General features: G+C 66.9%; 18 protein-coding genes. 8 read left to right on the top strand and 10 right to left on the bottom strand.

What is annotated here, in order from left to right; all coding sequences use genetic code 11:
- Positions 1-121: 121 nt before the first annotated feature.
- The gene (gene soxR / locus KHC28_RS17490) at positions 122-595 is read right to left on the bottom strand and encodes a redox-sensitive transcriptional activator SoxR (protein ID WP_214009616.1); all 474 of its coding nucleotides are present in this window, start codon (positions 593-595) and stop codon (positions 122-124) included.
- A 108-nt stretch (positions 596-703) separates the two neighbouring features.
- Between soxR and KHC28_RS17485 the strand changes: the two genes are divergently transcribed.
- Entirely contained in the window at positions 704-1,078 is a 375-nt protein-coding gene (locus tag KHC28_RS17485; protein WP_214009615.1) for a DoxX family protein, read from the top strand.
- A 187-nt stretch (positions 1,079-1,265) separates the two neighbouring features.
- On the opposite strand, the gene KHC28_RS17480 is transcribed toward KHC28_RS17485, so the two are convergent.
- Positions 1,266-2,003, bottom strand: a complete 738-nt coding sequence (locus KHC28_RS17480; RefSeq protein ID WP_214009614.1) for a competence/damage-inducible protein A — start codon at positions 2,001-2,003, stop codon at positions 1,266-1,268.
- Positions 2,004-2,209: 206 nt separating this feature from the next.
- On the opposite strand from KHC28_RS17480, the gene KHC28_RS17475 reads away from it, so the two are divergent.
- From KHC28_RS17475 to KHC28_RS17450, 6 genes are all read left to right on the top strand, one after another.
- Entirely contained in the window at positions 2,210-3,631 is a 1,422-nt protein-coding gene (locus tag KHC28_RS17475) for a circularly permuted type 2 ATP-grasp protein (RefSeq protein ID WP_214009613.1), read from the top strand.
- A 64-nt stretch (positions 3,632-3,695) separates the two neighbouring features.
- A complete protein-coding gene (locus tag KHC28_RS17470) occupies positions 3,696-4,331 on the top strand; it encodes a LysE family translocator (RefSeq protein ID WP_214009612.1) in 636 nt (211 codons plus the stop codon).
- Between the two features lie 13 nt (positions 4,332-4,344).
- Positions 4,345-5,289 carry an alpha-E domain-containing protein gene (locus KHC28_RS17465; protein WP_214009611.1) on the top strand — a complete coding sequence of 315 codons (945 nt, stop codon included), beginning with the start codon at positions 4,345-4,347 and terminating at the stop codon, positions 5,287-5,289.
- 101 nt (positions 5,290-5,390) lie between these two features.
- Positions 5,391-6,227, top strand: a complete 837-nt coding sequence (locus tag KHC28_RS17460) for a transglutaminase family protein (protein WP_214009610.1) — start codon at positions 5,391-5,393, stop codon at positions 6,225-6,227.
- A gap of 80 nt (positions 6,228-6,307) precedes the next feature.
- Positions 6,308-7,045, top strand: a complete 738-nt coding sequence (locus KHC28_RS17455) for a proteasome-type protease (protein ID WP_214009609.1) — start codon at positions 6,308-6,310, stop codon at positions 7,043-7,045.
- Between the two features lie 290 nt (positions 7,046-7,335).
- Positions 7,336-8,097 (top strand): SDR family oxidoreductase, encoded by a 762-nt coding sequence (locus KHC28_RS17450; RefSeq protein WP_214009608.1) that lies wholly within the window; start codon positions 7,336-7,338, stop codon positions 8,095-8,097.
- A gap of 7 nt (positions 8,098-8,104) precedes the next feature.
- Here KHC28_RS17450 and KHC28_RS17445 read toward each other — a convergent pair whose 3' ends face one another.
- From KHC28_RS17445 to KHC28_RS17410, 8 genes are all read right to left on the bottom strand, one after another.
- The gene (locus KHC28_RS17445; protein WP_214009607.1) at positions 8,105-8,632 is read right to left on the bottom strand and encodes an Lrp/AsnC family transcriptional regulator; all 528 of its coding nucleotides are present in this window, start codon (positions 8,630-8,632) and stop codon (positions 8,105-8,107) included.
- Between the two features lie 34 nt (positions 8,633-8,666).
- Complete coding sequence (locus tag KHC28_RS17440; RefSeq protein WP_376772736.1) at positions 8,667-9,776, bottom strand: DmpA family aminopeptidase; 1,110 nt, start codon at positions 9,774-9,776, stop codon at positions 8,667-8,669.
- 84 nt (positions 9,777-9,860) lie between these two features.
- Positions 9,861-10,748 (bottom strand): polysaccharide deacetylase family protein, encoded by an 888-nt coding sequence (locus tag KHC28_RS17435; protein ID WP_214009605.1) that lies wholly within the window; start codon positions 10,746-10,748, stop codon positions 9,861-9,863.
- A 10-nt stretch (positions 10,749-10,758) separates the two neighbouring features.
- The gene (locus tag KHC28_RS17430; protein ID WP_214009604.1) at positions 10,759-11,481 is read right to left on the bottom strand and encodes an ABC transporter ATP-binding protein; all 723 of its coding nucleotides are present in this window, start codon (positions 11,479-11,481) and stop codon (positions 10,759-10,761) included.
- A 5-nt stretch (positions 11,482-11,486) separates the two neighbouring features.
- On the bottom strand, positions 11,487-12,242 hold the full coding sequence (locus KHC28_RS17425) for an ABC transporter ATP-binding protein (RefSeq protein ID WP_214009966.1): 756 nt from the start codon (positions 12,240-12,242) through the stop codon (positions 11,487-11,489).
- The gene (locus KHC28_RS17420) at positions 12,226-13,098 is read right to left on the bottom strand and encodes a branched-chain amino acid ABC transporter permease (RefSeq protein ID WP_214009603.1); all 873 of its coding nucleotides are present in this window, start codon (positions 13,096-13,098) and stop codon (positions 12,226-12,228) included. Before KHC28_RS17420 ends, KHC28_RS17425 begins: the two co-directional genes overlap by 17 nt.
- A 4-nt stretch (positions 13,099-13,102) precedes the next feature.
- Positions 13,103-13,987: a branched-chain amino acid ABC transporter permease gene (locus KHC28_RS17415; RefSeq protein ID WP_214009602.1), complete on the bottom strand. Its 885-nt coding sequence runs from the start codon at positions 13,985-13,987 to the stop codon at positions 13,103-13,105.
- Between the two features lie 139 nt (positions 13,988-14,126).
- Positions 14,127-15,248 carry an ABC transporter substrate-binding protein gene (locus tag KHC28_RS17410; protein WP_214009601.1) on the bottom strand — a complete coding sequence of 374 codons (1,122 nt, stop codon included), beginning with the start codon at positions 15,246-15,248 and terminating at the stop codon, positions 14,127-14,129.
- Between the two features lie 253 nt (positions 15,249-15,501).
- Here KHC28_RS17410 and KHC28_RS17405 point away from each other — a divergent pair, with 253 nt between their 5' ends.
- Positions 15,502-16,446 carry a nucleoside hydrolase gene (locus KHC28_RS17405; RefSeq protein ID WP_214009600.1) on the top strand — a complete coding sequence of 315 codons (945 nt, stop codon included), beginning with the start codon at positions 15,502-15,504 and terminating at the stop codon, positions 16,444-16,446.
- Positions 16,447-16,451 lie beyond the last annotated feature (5 nt).

Below are 16,451 nucleotides of genomic sequence, written 5' to 3'. Positions count from 1 at the left end.
CCCGGCACGGCGGACGTCAGCTGCTGATTGCGCCCAGTGGGTAGGTCGGGAGTCGCTATTCGTCGGATGGAAACGTAACGGCCGGCTGGTCGAAATTACCGAGAATCCGGTGCAGCCGGCCTCACTTCCCCGGGGATCGACCACGGCGGGTCGCCCGCAGCAGCAGGCGCGGCCCCGCCCCCTCCTTCGCGAGCGTGTCGTCGGGATTGCGCAGCGGACAGTCGTGCAGCGAGAGGCATCCGCAACCGATGCAGGATTCCAGCTGGTTGCGCAGCTGCAGCAGGCTTTGTATCCGCTCGTCGAGAAGCGCCTGCCAGGATGTCGTGAGCCGCCTCCAGTCCTCGGCGGTGAGAGCCCCCGCGGGGATCGTGTCGAGATAGCCTTTCAAAGTAGCCAGCGGGATGCCGGCGCGTTGGGCGATCCGGATGATGGCGATTCGACGAAGGACGGCACGCGGGTAGCGTCGCTGGTTTCCCCCCGTGCGCGCCGCTTCGATCAGTCCTTTCGCCTCGTAGAAATGCAGCGTTGAAACCGCAACGCCGCTGCGCTGCGCCACCTCGCCTACCGTCAGTCCACCGCTGCTCTGCAGAGGCATGCCCGCACCTCTTGACCTCAATCATGCTTGAGGTTTTATGAAGCGGTCGGCTTGCCCCCGCAAGCTCTCGGAGCCGTCACCCGCTCCGAGCCAACGGAGGGAAACGACATGCTCACCTATTGGCGTTCAAGGGCATCCGAGATCGGTGCCTGGCTACTGGCCGGCTTCTTCATTCTCGGTAGCTTCGGCAACGCCTTCGCCTCCGACGCCATCATCTCGGATTATGTCCGGTGGGGTTATCCCGCTTATTTCCGCTTCGTCACGGCCACACTGGAACTGGCGGCGGCGGTGCTGATCGTTCGCAGGACAACGCGGCTCGCTGGCCTCGCATTGGGAGCGGCGGTGATGGCGGCCGCCCTCGGCACGGTGCTATTTCACGGTGAGTACACGCACGCACTGGCGCCGCTGATGGTGCTGATGCTCCTCGCCGCCGTGGCAGCGCCGGCGATCCGGCGTGTCCGGTCCGCGCAACCCGCCCGCTAATCCGGGAGCGGTCTTTCCGAAGACACGCGCCTTATCGGCCCGGCGGCGGCGAGGCTGTCGAATTCGATGCCGATCCGAGGTTGGAAGTCCCTGCTTCGCAGGCGAAGCAGGCTTCCATCCGCGCCGACCCGCTCCACCGCCAGGGAGCGGGTCGGCGCGACATGACGTCGTGACGACTTAGGAACCCTCACCCCGCCCGCGCGGCCAGCATCGCCTTGACGTCCGCCATGGCGGCGGCCAGCCGTTCCGGGTCGCGCGCGCGCACCACCAGATTGGTGTTGGGACGGCCGAGCTCGTCGGCGAAGGGATAGGAGCCGATCGACACCTCGGGATGGGCCTTGGCGATCTCGCCGAGCGGGCCGCCGACATCGCCCTCCTTGGCGTCCGCCCGCACCGTCTCCGACAGCATCACCCGGCCGGTCTTCAGCTGCGGCGCCACCTCGTCCAGCATCGCCTGCATGATCGAGGGCACGCCGGCCATGACGATGACGTTGCCGATCCAGAAGCCCGGCGCCTTGGAGATCTTGTTGGCGACCAGCGACGCCCCGTGCGGGATGCGCGCCATGCGCAGCCGCGCTTCGTTGAGGTCGGCCTCGGCAATGCGCTCCAGTAGCATGGCGCGGGCCTCGGCGTTCACCGAGATGTCGACGCCGAACGCCTTCGCCACCGAATCGGCGGTGATGTCGTCATGGGTCGGCCCGATGCCGCCGGTGGTGAACACATAGGTGTAGCGGGCGCGCAGCGCGTTCAGCGCGGCGACGATCTCGTCCTCGATGTCCGGCACCACCCGCACCTCGGCGACGTCGACGCCGATGGCGGTAAGATATTCGGCGATGTAGCCGATGTTCTTGTCCTTGGTGCGCCCCGAGAGGATCTCGTCGCCGATGACCAGAATACCCGCCGTGACCGCTTCCTGCGTGCTCATCACCCGATTCCCCGTCGCTGGCGCCGCACCGGCCGGCGCTTATGCCGCACATGCGCGCAAAGCTCGCTTGAGGCAAGGGCACGACGCCTGCGTTTTGAGCAAAATGAAACCATTCCACGCAATATCGGCCTAGGTACTCCACCCCCTCTTCCGCTGGCACGGCGTTTGTAGCTAACTTGCCGTAGTTGGGGAGTGAACCTGCCACGATGACCGTCGCGTTCGACGAAATGACCAATGCGGACGGCTCGGTCCGCGCCGCCTACACCGCCCTCGCCCGCTGGCTGAGCAACGTTCCGCCCGACGTGCTTGATCATCGCCGCAAGGAAGCGGAGTTCATCTTCCGCAAGATCGGCATCACCTTCGCCGTCTATGGCGACAGCGATGCCCAGGAGCGGCTGATCCCCTTCGACATCATCCCGCGCGTGCTGACCGGCGGCGAGTGGAGCCGGCTCTCCAAGGGGCTGGAGCAGCGCACCAAGGCGCTGAACCTCTACATCAAGGACGTCTACTCCAAGCGCGAGATCCTGCGTGCCGGCATCGTGCCGGAGGACCTCGTCTACCAGAACCCGGTGTTCCGCCCGGAGATGAATGGCCAGAAGGTGCCGCACGACCTCTATGTGCACATCGCCGGCATCGACGTGGTGCGCATCGACGCCGACACCTTCTATGTGCTCGAGGACAATGCCCGCACGCCCTCCGGCGTCTCCTACATGCTGGAGAACCGCGAGATCATGATGCGGCTGTTCCCTGAGCTGTTCGCGGAGAACCGCGTCGCGCCGGTGGAGAACTACGCCGACGAGCTGCTGGCGACGCTGAAATCGCTCGCCCCGACCACCGCCACGAGCGACCCCGTGGTGGTGGTGCTCACCCCCGGCATCTTCAACTCGGCCTATTACGAGCATTCCTTCCTCGCCGACAAGCTGGGCGTGGAGCTGGTGGAGGGGCGCGACCTCTTCATCAAGAACGACATCGTCTACATGCGCACCACCGAGGGGCCGAAGCGCGTCGACGTGATCTATCGCCGGCTCGACGACGACTTCATCGACCCCCTCGCCTTCCGCCCCGACAGCGTGCTCGGCGTGCCCGGGCTGATGAGCGCCTACCACGCCGGCAACGTCACGCTGACCAATGCGGTCGGCACCGGCGTCGCCGACGACAAGGCGGTCTACAGCTACATGCCGGAGATCGTCCGCTTCTATCTCGGCGAGGAGCCGATCCTGAAGAACGTGCCGACCTGGCGCTGCCGCGAGGCCGACCACCTGAAATACGTGCTCGACAATCTGCACGAGCTCGTCGTGAAGGAAGTGCACGGCTCGGGCGGCTACGGCATGCTGATCGGCCCGCGGGCGGACAAGGCGCAGATCGAACTGTTCCGCGCCAAGCTGAAGCAGGACCCCAACAACTTCATCGCCCAGCCGACGCTGGCGCTGTCCACCTGCCCGACCTTCGTCGAGGAAGGCATCGCGCCACGCCATGTCGACCTGCGGCCCTTCGTGCTGACCGGATCGGACAAGGTGCGCATCGTGCCGGGCGGGCTGACGCGGGTGGCGCTGCAGGCGGGCTCGCTGGTGGTGAATTCCAGCCAGGGCGGCGGGACCAAGGACACCTGGGTGCTGGAGGAGAACTGAGGCAGGATGGGGTAACGCCCTCTCCCCTAAGGGAGAGGGTCGGCAGGTTCAGGGAGAGTCTGACATGAGCATCGAGACCTGGCTGGCCTTCGTCGCCGCTTCGGCGGTGCTGCTGCTCATCCCCGGGCCGACCATCCTGCTCGTCGTTTCCTACGCGCTGGGACAGGGACGCAAGGTCGCCCTGCCGGTCGCCGCCGGCGTGGCGCTCGGCGATTTCACGGCGATGACGCTCTCCATGCTCGGGCTCGGGGCGCTGCTCGCCACCTCCGCCGCGCTGTTCACCGTGCTGAAATGGATCGGCGCGCTCTACCTGATCTGGCTCGGCATCAAGCTGTGGCGCGCCGGCGCCAGCCCGCTGGTCGCCCCGGCGCAGGGGAACGGCCAGGGCCGGGGACGGGCGCTGAAGATGCTGGCGCATGCGTGGCTGGTGACGGCGCTCAACCCCAAGAGCCTCACCTTCTTCGTGGCGTTCCTGCCGCAGTTCCTCGACACCTCCCGGCCGATGCTCGGCCAGATGGTGGTGTTCGAGACCACCTTCCTGGTGCTGGCGGCGGCTAATGCCTTCACCTACGCGCTGGTGGCCGGCAGGCTGCGCGGCGCCATCAGCAATTCCTCGGTCGTCGTCGCGGTGAACCGCATCGGCGGCTCCCTTCTCATCGGGGCGGGCCTTGCCACGCTCGCCTGGCGCAACGCCAAATAAGGCGCGGGTTCTCATGCTGTCACGTACCGCCGACAATCTTTACTGGCTTGCCCGCTACATGGAGCGCGCCGACTGTCTCGCGCGCCTGCTCGACGTCACCCAGCGCCTCGCCCAGCTGCCGGTCGCCTATGGCGGCTCCACCAATGAATGGCGCTCGGCTCTGCTGACCGCCGGCTGCGCCGACCAGTTCAAGCTGGTGCATGGCGAGGACGCCACCGAGCAGAACGTCATCAACTTCCTCGCCTTCGCGCCGGAAAACCCCTCCTCGATCCGCAACTGCTTCGAGATTGCCCGGACCAATGCCCGCTCGGTGCGCACCGCGCTGACCATCGAGATGTGGGAGACCATCAACTCCTCCTGGCTGGAGCTGAAGCGCTATTCCACCAAGGACATGACCCGCGAGGAGCTGGCGCGCTTCCTCTCCTTCGTGAAGGAAACCTCGCTGCGTTTCGACGGCGCCGCCTATCGCACCATGCTGCGCAACGACGCGTTCTGGTTCTCCCGCGTCGGCATGTATGTCGAGCGTGCCGACAACACCGCGCGCATCCTCGACGTGAAGTATCACGTGCTGCTGCCGGAGACCGAGCACATTGGCGGGCCGCTCGACTATTTCCAGTGGTCGTCGATCCTGCGCTCGGTGTCGGCGCTGACCTCGTTCCACTGGGTGTACCGCGAGAGCGTGAAGCCGTGGCTGGTGGCCGACCTGCTGATCCTAAACGCGCAGATGCCGCGCTCGCTCACCAGCTGCTACCAGAACATCTCGCGTTATCTCGATGACATCGCTGCCTATTATGGACGGCAGGGAACCGCGCAACGGCTGGCCCGTTCCACCTTCACTCGGCTGTCCAACAGCCGGATGGACGACGTGTTTCAGACCGGACTGCACGAATATATCGAGACCTTCGTCTCCGAGAACAACCGGCTCGGCGCCACGGTGACGGAGCAGTATCTGCTGTGACCGGCGCACGCCGCCGCGCCTGACGTGCCGAACGGGCCGTGCCTTCCACGAGCTTTGTCTGCCGCTTCCCTGATGCCTTCCGCGCCGCCAACGGTGTTCCCATGCGTATCCATGTCAGCCACGCGACCGTCTACCGCTACGAACCGCCGGCCAAGGGCGCCATCCAGATCCTGCGGCTGACCCCGCGCAGCCATGACGGGCAATATGTCGTCGCCTGGCGCATCGACGTCTCGGAGAGCTGCCGGCTGCAGGCGCATGAGGACGCCTTCGGCAACCTCTCCCACACCTTCGCCATCGACGGGCCGCTCGCCGAGCTGCGCGTCACCGTCGAGGGCGAGGTGGAGACTCAGGACACCTCCGGCGTGGTGCGCGGCACGGTGGAGCGCTTCCCGCCCAGCCTGTTCCTGCGCGACAGCGAGCTGACCGAATCCAGCGCCGAAATGCGGGAATTCGCGCACGACGCCATCGCCGGCGAGGCCGACCGCCTGGCCCGGCTGCACCGGCTGATGGGCGGGCTGGCGAAGGGCATGACCTACGATCCCGATCCCACCGTGGTCTCCACCAAGGCGGCCGAGGCCTTTACGCTGAAGCGCGGCGTCTGCCAGGACTTCGCGCATGTCTTCATCGGCTGCGCCCGTCACCTCGGCATACCCGCCCGCTATGTCAGCGGCTATCTGGTGGGGGACGGGGCCCATGCCGAGCAGGGAGCCGGCCACCAGGCCGGGCATGCCTGGGCGGAGGCCTATGTCGAGGGATTTGGCTGGGTCGGCTTCGATGCCGCCAACGATGTCTGCCCGACCGACGCCTATGTGCGCGTTGCGGTCGGCCTCGATTATCTCAGCGCCGCGCCGGTACGCGGCAACCGCTATGGCGGAGGTGACGAGGTGTTGTCGGTGGCCCTCACCGTCGACCAATCGAGCCGCCAGATCCAGGGCTGATATTGCCCGTCCACGAAGCGTCCCGCTATAAGGACGCGCCATGAACATGCGCCATGCGCGCGTCGGGGGAAGTGCCTTCAATGACCTATTGCTGCGGAATCCTGGTGCGCGACGGTCTCGTCATGATCGCCGACACCCGCACCAATGCGGGGCTCGACAATGTCTCGACCTTCCGCAAGCTGCACGTCTTCGAGGAGGCGGGCCGGCACGTGATGGCGCTGGCCACCGCCGGCAACCTCTCGATCTCGCAGGCGGTGATCTCCACCCTGCAGGAAGGCCTCGACAACCCGGAGACGGGCGAGAAGGAGACGCTGGCCGGCACCTCCAGCATGTTCCGCGCGACCCAGCTGGTCGGCCGCGCCATCCGCCATGTGCACGGCCTCTATGCCGAGGGGCTGAAGGACGCCGACCTGCGCTTCGACGTCTCCTTCCTGTTCGGCGGTCAGGTGAATGGCGGCCGGCTGCGGCTGTTCATGATCTATGCCGCCGGCAACTTCATCGAATGCACCAGCGACACGCCGTTCCTGCAGATCGGCGAGCACAAATACGGCAAGCCGGTGCTGGACCGCTCGGTCACCTACAATACCGACCTCTATGACGCGCTGAAGCTCGGGCTGATCTCGATGGATTCGACCATGCGCTCGAATCTCGGGGTGGGCATGCCGATCGACATATTGGTGGCGCGCCGCGATGCCGGCCAATCCGAGCTCAATTACCGCATCGAGCCGGGCGAGGCCTATTTCCACGATTTGCGCGAGCGCTGGTCGGCGGCGCTCAGGGCAGCACACAACAATATTCCCCGGCCGCCCTATCGCTGAGCGTAGAAAAGCCCGGAGGCATGCTCTGCCATCCGGGCTTTCATGAAGCTGCCGAAGCTGAACGGTTCGCGTCCGGTCAGGTGAGCAGGTAGAGAAGAATGATGATCGGGATCGGAATGCCGATCAGCCACATAAGAATAGCAGGCATTTCTTGAATCCTCCCTGAGGTTCAGGATCTCCTGCTGCAATAACGATGTCGTAGCCGTCCGGTTCCAAATTTCTCTTTCCATCGCCCTTGGAGAACATCTCCGGGCGACAGGAACCCGGCTCCCGGCCGAACGAGGAACGCCATGAACGCCACGCCCGACGCTTCCCGAAAGATCGCCCTCGTCACCGGCGCCGGCACCGGCATCGGCAAGGCCGCCGCCCTGGCGCTTGCCGCCGATGGCTGGACGCTGGCGCTGACCGGCCGCCGGCGCGAGCCGCTCGAGGCGCTGGCCGGCGAGATCGGCGCGGCGGCGCAGGTGCTGCCGGCCGATGTCAGCGACAAGGCGTCGATCGACGCGCTGTTCGCCGAGATCGCGGCACGCTTCGGCCGGCTGGACCTGCTGTTCAACAATGCCGGCGGCTGGTCGCCCGGCGCGCCGATCGAGGACGTGTCGTTCGACGATTGGCAGCGCGTGGTGAACGTCAACCTGACCGGGGTGTTTCTGTGCTCGCAGGCGGCGATCCGGCTGATGAAGGCGCAGACGCCGAAGGGCGGGCGCATCATCAACAACGGCTCGATCTCGGCGCATGCGCCGCGCCCGCTGACCGCCCCCTACACCGCCACCAAGCACGCGGTGAGCGGACTGACCAAGCAGGTGGCGCTGGAAGGGCGGGTGCACAACATCGCCTGCGGCCAGATCGATATCGGCAATGCCGACACAGACATGGCGGCGAAGATGAAGACCGGCATCCTGCAGGCCAACGGCCAGATCATGGTCGAGCCGGTGTTCGACCCCGTCCACGCCGGCCGTGCGGTCGCCTATATGGCGAGCCTGCCGCTCGACGCCAATGTGCTGACCATGACGGTGATGGCGAGCGCCGCCCCCTTCGTCGGGCGCGGCTGAAGCTGGCTCAACCGCCGCGGCGCTGGCGCGGCGGCTCCTCGCTCTCCAGCGAGACGTCCAGCAGCTCGGCGATCGGATAACCCTCGAAACGCTTCACCGTCTTGGTCACCACATAGGTGAAATAGACGGAGATGCCGATCTCGCGGGTCAGCAGGTCGTCGATGATCTCCTGGTAATGGGTTATGTTGCGCGCGATGATCTGCAGGATGTAGTCGATGCCGCCGCCGACCGCATGGCAGGCCAGAACCTCGGGGATCGTCTTCACCACCTGCTCGAAGCGGGCGAAATGCGCGCTGGTATGGTGTTGCAGCGTCAGCGTGGTGAAGATCAGCTCGGTCTTGACCAAGCGGGCGAGATCGATCTCGCCGCGATAGCCGCGCACATAGCCGGCCTGCTCCATCTTCTGGAGCCGATCCCAGCAGGAGCTCAGCGACAGACCGATGGCGGAGGCCAGCTCGACCTTCTTGATGCGCCCGTTCTTCTGCAGCAGGGCGAGGATGCGCACATCCACCGCGTCCAACCTGTCGCCTGCCATCGGTTCGTCCTTTCGTTGGCGCTGAGCGCCGCAATCAGCCGTAACTGCGCTTCAACCAATCCTTCGGCAAGGCCGGTACAAAATTACCGTCACGTCCGGTCATGTCGTCATTGGCGACCATCGCATTGAGGATGGCCTCCTCGACGCTATGCACCAATGCGTCAAAAAACCGATCGATGTCGGCCTCGGGTACAAATTCCGCAGCGAGCCGCCGGCCGCTGGCGCCGGTGGCGGCCTCGGCATTGGCGGTCGAGAAGGCGAGGAAGATGTCGCCGGACGAGTGATAGCCGAGCCCGCCGGTCCAGGCGACGCCGAGCGGCACCCGGCGCGCCAGCCGCTTGAGCTGATGCGGCAGGAACGGCGCATCGGTGGCGATCACCGCGATGATCGAGCCCTTCTCCATGAGCGGCGTGCGCTCGATCATCGCCGGCTCGGCGAGTTCGGCGCCGACACGACGGCCGCGAATCATCAGGTTGCGGCGCTGGCCGAAATTCGCCTGCACGAAGGCGCCGACGGTGGAGCTCTCCCCGGCCCACTCGACGCGGCGCGAGGCGGTACCGGAGCCGCCCTTGAAATTGAACACGATCATGCCGGTGCCGCCGCCGACGCTGCCTTCCTCGATCGGCCCTTCCGCCGCACTGTCGATGGCGGCGAAGACATGCTCCGGCTTCACATGGAAGCCGTTAATGTCGTTGAGGAAGCCGTCATAGGTCTCGGCGGCGACCGGGAGGCCCCAGGCGTCCTCCATCACCGAAGGCGCCCGCGCGTTCATCCAGCCGAGGGTGGCGTCGCGGGTAACGCCGCAGCTATGGGTGTTGGTGATGGTGATCGGGAAATTGAAGGCGCCGATCTCCTCGATGATGTGCGAGCCGCTCATCTCGCCATTGCCATTGGCGCTGAACAGGCCGGCGAAGACCGGGGCGGCGAGCTGATCGCGCGGGCGCGGCAGGATGGCGGTGACGCCGGTGCGCACCGGCCCCTCCCCCACCACCAGCGGGCCTTCGCCCTCGATGAGAGTGGCATAGCCCACGGCGACGCCGGGCACGTCGGTGATGGCGTTATTCGGCCCCGGCACCCCTTCGAAGGGTATGCCGTAATGCCGCGCGCGCGGCCGGCCAGCCGGGGTGAAATGGTATGAATTCATAGACAACTAGTAGACGAAATCTGCGCAATATGGAATGCAGCGCACCATAAGAAACAACTATCCAAACAATAGGATAAGTCGAGATTAATCGAGAATCGTTCCAATATGGAAGGGAATTTTCTCGCCGCGCGGTACCCACCGGCCTTCCGCCTCCAGCGCCCGGACGTGCTCGGCAACCTGCGCGAGCGTCGCGAACCAGACGTCCCCCTTGGCCTGCATGTGCTCGATGAGCGCGCGGATGGCAAGCGCCTGCGCCGGGCGACCGCTCACCGCGGGGTGCCAGACCGGCACGAACAGGCCACCGAACTCCCAGAACGCGTCGAACTCCTCGCGGAACACCGCCAGCGCCTGCGAGGGCGGCGAGATTGTCATCAGGTAATCGAAGGCGCGGGCGGAAACGTACTGGTTGTAGTCGTCCACCGAGGCCGGCACCGGCAGTTCGATCAGGCTGCCCCGGCCATTGTCGAGCCGGAGCGGGATATCGTCGGCGAAGAGCGAAGAATCATAGGTGAACCCCTCCTCGATCAGCAGGTCGAAGGTGGAGCGGGACAGGCCGTAATAGGGCGCGCGGTACCCCCGCGGCTTCGCACCGCAAAAGCGTTCGATCACCTCGCTGCCGCGCCGCAGCGTGGCGAGTTCCTCGTCCCGCGTCTGCTTGCTTGGCCATTCGTGGAAATGGCCGTGATGGCCGATCTCGGCGCCGGCCTTCAGCAGCGTCTCGATGGCGGCGGGATAGGTCTCGATCACCCAGCCCGGCACGAAGGCGGTCAACGGCACGCCGGCGCGGGCGAACATATCGGCAAGGCGCGGCGTGCCGACGAAGGGATCGTAGCGCATATGCGCCAGCGCCTGCGGCAGGTCGGCCGCGCCGGCGCGATGGGCGGCGTGCACGACGCTGTCGGCGTCGACATCGAAGCTGAAGGCGACGGCGCAGCGCGCGCCATTCGGCCAGGGCGGCGGATTGGCGATCATGGCGGCTCCCTCAGCTGGTACGCACGCCGCCGTCGAGGAACAGCGCGTGCAGATCGTGGGTATCGACCTCGCCGACCGGCGCGTCCAGCGCCTCGTGCCCGCGCACCAGCACACAGACGCGGCTGGCCAGGGCGAGCGCCTTGGCGACGTTCTGCTCGACCAAGAGGATCGGGATCGACAGCCGCTTGTGGACGTCGGCGATCGCCTCGAAGACAAGGTCGACGGTGGCCGGGGCGAGATCGCTCGACGGCTCGTCGAGCAGCAGCACCGAGGGGTTGAGCAGCAACGTCGAGCCGATGGCCAGCATGCGCCGCTCACCGCCGGACAGGTTGCCGGCCAGCGCCCGCCGCCGCTCCTTGAGGCGCGGGAACAGCGCGAACACCTTCTCCACCTCCTGCTCGAAGGTCTTCGGCCGGAGATAGGCGCCCATCCGCAGATTGTCGGCGACGCTCATGTCGCCGAATACGTTGCGGGTCTGCGGCACATAGCCGAGGCCGGCCGCCGCCCGGCCATGCGCCGGCAGCTGGGTGACGTCGCGCCCGCCGAGCGCGATCGAGCCGGAGCGCACGCGGGTCAGCCCCATGGCGGTCTTCAGCACCGTCGACTTGCCCGAGCCATTGGCGCCGAGCAGCGCGACCACCTCCCCCGCGCGCAGGGTGAGCGAGAGATCGTCCAGCACGGTGATCGGGCCGTAGCCGGCGGTAAGGTTGGAGAGCGTCAGTACATCGGTCATCGCGGTCACGCCGGCATGCCGAGATAGGAGCGCACCACCCGCTCGTCGGCGCGGATCTCCGCCGGGGTGCCGGCGGCGATCAGCTCCCCGGCGTCGAGCACGAACACCCGGTCGCAGACATTGGCGATCATTTCCATATTGTGCTCGATCAGCATGACGATGCGGCCTTCCGCCTTCAGCTCGTGCAGCAGCGCCGCCTGCTGCTCGATCAGCACCGGGTTGACGCCGGCCGCCGGCTCGTCGAGCAGCAGCACGGCGGGATCGGACATCAGCAGCATGCCCATGGTCAGCAGCTTCTGCTGGCCACCGGAGAGCGAGCCGGCATAGTCGTTGGCCTTGTGGGCGAGGCCGAGGCGCTTCAGCATCGCCTCGGCGCGGCCGGCGATCTCCGCCTCGCGCGAGGACACGGCGGCGGGGCGCAGGAACAGGTTGAACACGCCCTCCCCGGCCTGGTCGCGCTCGCCGGCCATCATGTTCTGGAACACGGTGAGCCGGTGCGCGAGGCGCGGCACCTGGAAGGTGCGGCCGATGCCGGCCGCCGCCACCTGCTCGGGCCGGCCATAGGCGAGCGGGCGACCGTTCAGCGTCACCGCGCCGGAATCCGGCACATAGACGCCGGCGACGACGTTGAGCAGCGTCGACTTGCCGGAGCCGTTGGGCCCGATGATGCCGGTGATGCTGGCCGGCATCGCCACGAGCGACACCGCGCGCAGCGCCTGGAAGCCGCCGAAGGACAGCGACACCTTATCGACGCTGAGCATCGCGGACCTCCTTCTTCTCGGGAACCAGCCCCTGCGGGCGGAACAGGAACATCAGCACCAGCACCAGCCCGAACAGCGCGAGCCGGCCATTGGCCAGCACGTCGGCCGGCAGGTCGATCCAGGAGGCGACGAAGCGCGAGGACACGCTGAGCAGCTGCACAGCCGCCGCGCCGACGACGACGCCGAGATTGTTGCCGGGACCGCCGAGGATCAGCGCCGTCCAGACGATGAAGGTCTCGGTGACGGTGAAGCTGCTCGGCGAGACATAGCCGACGATATGGGCGTAGAGCACGCCACCCGCCGCCGCCATCGCCCAGGCGATGATCGAGACGGTGCGCTGATAGGAGACCGGGTTGCGGCCGAGCGTGGCGGCCAGCACCTCGTCCTCGCGCAGCACCTTCAGGAGGCGGCCGAACGGCGAGTGAGAAATGCGGTGCGACACCAGCCACGCCGCCGCCATCAGCGCCAGCGCGGCGCCCAGTGCCAGATGCGGGTCGGCGAAGCGCGGCACGGTGAGGCCGTCGGCGCCGCCGAGGCTCGGCGCGTTGAGCGCGGTGAGGCGGAACAGTTCGCCGGCGCCCAGCGTGATCAGCGCCCAGTAATCCTGCGACAGCCGGCGCGCCGGCAGCAGCACCATAAGCGAGACAGCCACGGCGACGACGAGGCCGAGCGCGGCGCCGGCCGGCCAGGGCAGGCCCGCCTGCGCGGCGAGCGCAGCGGCATAGGCGCCGAGGCCGAAGGGCAGCACCTGGCCGAAATTGACGAGGCCGGTGAGTCCGAACTGGATGTTGAGGCTGAGGCCGAGCACCGACCAGACGGCGATGATGGTGAGGCAGTAGATCGCGAAATCGAGCATCGCCTCACCTCCCCGCCAGCGGCGACAGGCGCGGGCGCAGGAGCAGCACCACGACCAGCGCGAGGACGGCGACATAGTCACGGAACTGGGTGGGGATCTGCCAGCTGTCGCCGCCGAACAGGGCGCCGAAGTCGACATAGATCAGCAGGTTCTGCGCGAAGGACAGGATCAGCGCGCCGAGGACCGCGCCGAACACGTTGGACAGGCCGCCAATGGTGACGGCGGCGAAGACCGGCAGGAGGATGATGAGGTCCATGTTCGGCTGCAGGCGGGTCTCGAAGGCGAGCAGCGTGCCGCCGATGGCGGCGAGCGCGCCGGAGAGGAACCACATCAGCCGGATCAGCCGCTCGCCGGGAATGCCGCGGGTGACCGCGAGATCGGCGTTCGAGGCCAGCGCGCGTAGCCCCGAGCCGATGCGGGTGCGATTGAGGAACAGGTGCAGCAGCAGCATCAGCACCGCCGCCACCGCGACCACCAGCGCGTCGAGGGTGGTGAACACCGCGTCGCCGACGATCACCGCCTCGGAGGAAATGTCGAAGGCACGCCCGCCGCCGCCATAGATGATGGCCACCACCGAGCGGATGAACAGCGCGACGCCCCAGGAGACGATCATCTTGCCCTCCGGCGTGATGTCGCGCAGGCGGCTGAAGACCAGGATATCGACGAGGATGGCGATGAGGCCGGTGGCCACCGCGCTCAGCGCCACGGCGGCGGGCAGCGGCAGGCCGGGAATGGCGGCGAAGCTGTAGGTGAGATAGCCGCCGACCACCGCGAACTGGATATGCGCGAAATTGGCGAAGCGCAGGATCGAGTAGCACAGCGCCACCCCGACCGCGATCACCGCGATCATGCTGGCATAGACGAGGGAATTGAACAGGACCTGGAGCACGGGCGGGGAAAGCTTCCCAAGGAGCGGACGGGCAGGATGCCGGCGGGCACGATGTCGACGGGGAGGAGGTCGAGGCATTCGCCGGACAGGCGGAACCGCCCGACGCGCTGGGCGCGCCGGGCGGTGCTGGCATCAGGCGTCAGTTGCGGGTGGCGGTGGTGACGAAGTCGCCGCCCTTGTACTCGATGACGTCGATCGGCGGGGAGACGCGCTGGCCGCGGGCATCCCACACGATCTTGCCGGTGGCGCCGTCATAGCTCGACACCACTTCGGGCAGCGCCTTGGCGATGGCGGCGGGCTCGGCGCTGCCGGCCTTCTTGATGGCGGCGGCGATGACCATCAGCGCGTCATAGCCGTAATAGACATGCGCCATCAGGTCGGCGGTGCCGTTGAACTTGGCGCCGTACTTGTCGGCGACCGCCTTGCCGGCCGGCTGGGCGTAGCCGCCATTGTCGACGCCGAACAGCTTGCCCTCGACGAAGGCCTTGTTCTCGAGCTCGAGGATCGAGGGATAGGCGGCGTACCACTTGGCGGTGATGCCGAGCTCGCGGGCGGCCTTCAGCATGGCGCGGGAATCATCGCCATAGCCGGCGGTGATGATCACGTCCGGCTTCACCGGCACCACCGGCTGGATGTCGGCGCGGTAGTCCGGCTGGCCCTCGGTGAAGGCGACCTTCTTGACGATCTTGCCGCCCTTCGATTCGAAGGCGGCGGCCGCCGCCTCGGCGACGCCGAGGCCGAAGGTGGAGTTTGGCACCACGATGGCGGCGGTCTTGGCGCCGCTGTCGGCGATCAGCAGGCCGAGTTCCTTGCCGACAATGTCGTCGAGCGGCAGGATCGAGAACAGCGTGCCGGGATAATTGCCGAGCTTGGGCGAGGAGGACGAGGTGTTGACCAGCACCCGGCCCTTCTCCTTGGCCAGCTCCGCCACCGGGATCATCAGGCCCGAGCCGCCGAACATGATGGCGGCCGGCACCTTGTCGACATTGTAGAGCTTGTTGGCGGCGTTCAGCGCTTCCTGGGCGCGGTTCTCCGAATCCTCGACGATCAGCTTCACCGGCCGGCCATCGATGCCGCCGGCGGCGTTGATGGCGTCGGCGGCGAGCTCAACGCCGCGGGTCATCTGCACGCTGGTCTTCACCGCCGAGCCGGTGAGGTTGGCGATCACGCCAATCTGGATGGGATCGGCGGCGCGCGCCGGGCCCTGCACCGCTGCGAGAGCGAGTGCACTGCAAAATGCCAGGGACAGAAAATTCTTCATCGTCGTGCCTCTCTCCGGTCAGGTCGCTTGCGGATTATTCTTTGGCACAAAGCCGGCCCCGGCGTCGCATTCGACGCGGAAAAGCCGACACTGCACATGACCTCCCCACGTTAATGGGCGCCGAGGGAAAGAAAACCCGACACACGGCCGACCGTCCGAAGGATTTTCGGCGAAGCGAGCGGGTGTCGCCCGGCTTTTCTCCGGGGCGTCCGGCGTATCGTCTGCCCACCCGAACCGACGGACTCAAGGACCCATGACGCGACGCAAGATCATCATCGACACCGACCCCGGACAGGACGACGCCTTCGCGCTGCTGCTGGCGCTCGGCTCACCGGACGAACTGGAGGTGGTCGGTGTCACCTCGGTGCACGGCAATGTGCCGCTCGCCCGCACCACGGTGAATGCGCAGATGGTGATCGAGCTCGCCGGGCGCGCCGACATCCCGGTCTATCCCGGCTGCCCGCGCCCGATGGTGAAGCCCGGCTTTACCGCCGAATATGTGCACGGGCCGAGCGGCCTCGACGGCTGCGACCTGCCGCCACCCTCGGCGCCGGTCGGCGACAAGCACGGCGTCGACTTCATCATCGACACGGTGATGGCGGCGGCGCCCGGAGAAATTACGGTCTGCACGCTCGGGCCGATGACCAATCTCGCCGTGGCGATGATCAAGGAGCCGGCGATCATCCCGCGCCTCGCCGAAGTGGTGTTCATGGGCGGCGGCTTCTTCGAGGGCGGCAACACCACCCCGGCGGCGGAGTTCAACATCTATGTCGATCCGCATGCGGCGCATGTGGTGCTGGCCTCCGGCGCGCCGGTGACGATGGTGCCGATCGATGTCACCTACAAGGCGCTGATGACGCCGGACTGGCTGCGGCGGTTGCGCGCCGTGGGCACCCGCGCGGCGGTGGAGGCGGCCGGCATGGCCGAGTTCTACCAGGACTACGGCAACAAGAAATTCGGCACCGACAGCTACCCGCTGCATGATCCCTGCGTGATCGGCTACCTGCTGCGGCCGGACCTGTTCACCGGCCGCAAATGCCATGTCGAGGTGGAGATCCACTCACCGGTGACCTCCGGCATGACGGTGGTCGACTGGTGGAACGTCACCAAGAAGCCGGCCAATTGCCTGGTGCTGCGCGACCTCGACAACCCGCCCTTCTACGAGCTGATGCTGGAGCGGATCGCGCAGCTGCGTTGAGCCCG

It is taken from the genome of Ancylobacter sonchi (genome assembly GCF_018390695.1).
GTDB classification, from domain to species: domain Bacteria; phylum Pseudomonadota; class Alphaproteobacteria; order Rhizobiales; family Xanthobacteraceae; genus Ancylobacter; species Ancylobacter sonchi.
This window is presented reverse-complemented; position numbering and strand designations above follow the sequence as displayed.

Coding starts and splice junctions, on each gene's coding strand:
- KHC28_RS17480 (WP_214009614.1), bottom strand. CDS start 2,003: ATGAGCACGCAGGAAGCGGTCACGGCGGGTATTCTGGTCATCGGCGAC.
- KHC28_RS17470 (WP_214009612.1), top strand. CDS start 3,696: ATGAGCATCGAGACCTGGCTGGCCTTCGTCGCCGCTTCGGCGGTGCTG.
- KHC28_RS17485 (WP_214009615.1), top strand. CDS start 704: ATGCTCACCTATTGGCGTTCAAGGGCATCCGAGATCGGTGCCTGGCTA.
- KHC28_RS17425 (WP_214009966.1), bottom strand. CDS start 12,242: ATGCTCAGCGTCGATAAGGTGTCGCTGTCCTTCGGCGGCTTCCAGGCG.
- KHC28_RS17445 (WP_214009607.1), bottom strand. CDS start 8,632: ATGGCAGGCGACAGGTTGGACGCGGTGGATGTGCGCATCCTCGCCCTG.
- soxR (WP_214009616.1), bottom strand. CDS start 595: ATGCCTCTGCAGAGCAGCGGTGGACTGACGGTAGGCGAGGTGGCGCAG.
- KHC28_RS17465 (WP_214009611.1), top strand. CDS start 4,345: ATGCTGTCACGTACCGCCGACAATCTTTACTGGCTTGCCCGCTACATG.
- KHC28_RS17420 (WP_214009603.1), bottom strand. CDS start 13,098: ATGCTCGATTTCGCGATCTACTGCCTCACCATCATCGCCGTCTGGTCG.
- KHC28_RS17410 (WP_214009601.1), bottom strand. CDS start 15,248: ATGAAGAATTTTCTGTCCCTGGCATTTTGCAGTGCACTCGCTCTCGCA.
- KHC28_RS17475 (WP_214009613.1), top strand. CDS start 2,210: ATGACCGTCGCGTTCGACGAAATGACCAATGCGGACGGCTCGGTCCGC.
- KHC28_RS17460 (WP_214009610.1), top strand. CDS start 5,391: ATGCGTATCCATGTCAGCCACGCGACCGTCTACCGCTACGAACCGCCG.
- KHC28_RS17430 (WP_214009604.1), bottom strand. CDS start 11,481: ATGACCGATGTACTGACGCTCTCCAACCTTACCGCCGGCTACGGCCCG.
- KHC28_RS17455 (WP_214009609.1), top strand. CDS start 6,308: ATGACCTATTGCTGCGGAATCCTGGTGCGCGACGGTCTCGTCATGATC.
- KHC28_RS17435 (WP_214009605.1), bottom strand. CDS start 10,748: ATGATCGCCAATCCGCCGCCCTGGCCGAATGGCGCGCGCTGCGCCGTC.
- KHC28_RS17405 (WP_214009600.1), top strand. CDS start 15,502: ATGACGCGACGCAAGATCATCATCGACACCGACCCCGGACAGGACGAC.
- KHC28_RS17440 (WP_376772736.1), bottom strand. CDS start 9,776: ATGAATTCATACCATTTCACCCCGGCTGGCCGGCCGCGCGCGCGGCAT.
- KHC28_RS17450 (WP_214009608.1), top strand. CDS start 7,336: ATGAACGCCACGCCCGACGCTTCCCGAAAGATCGCCCTCGTCACCGGC.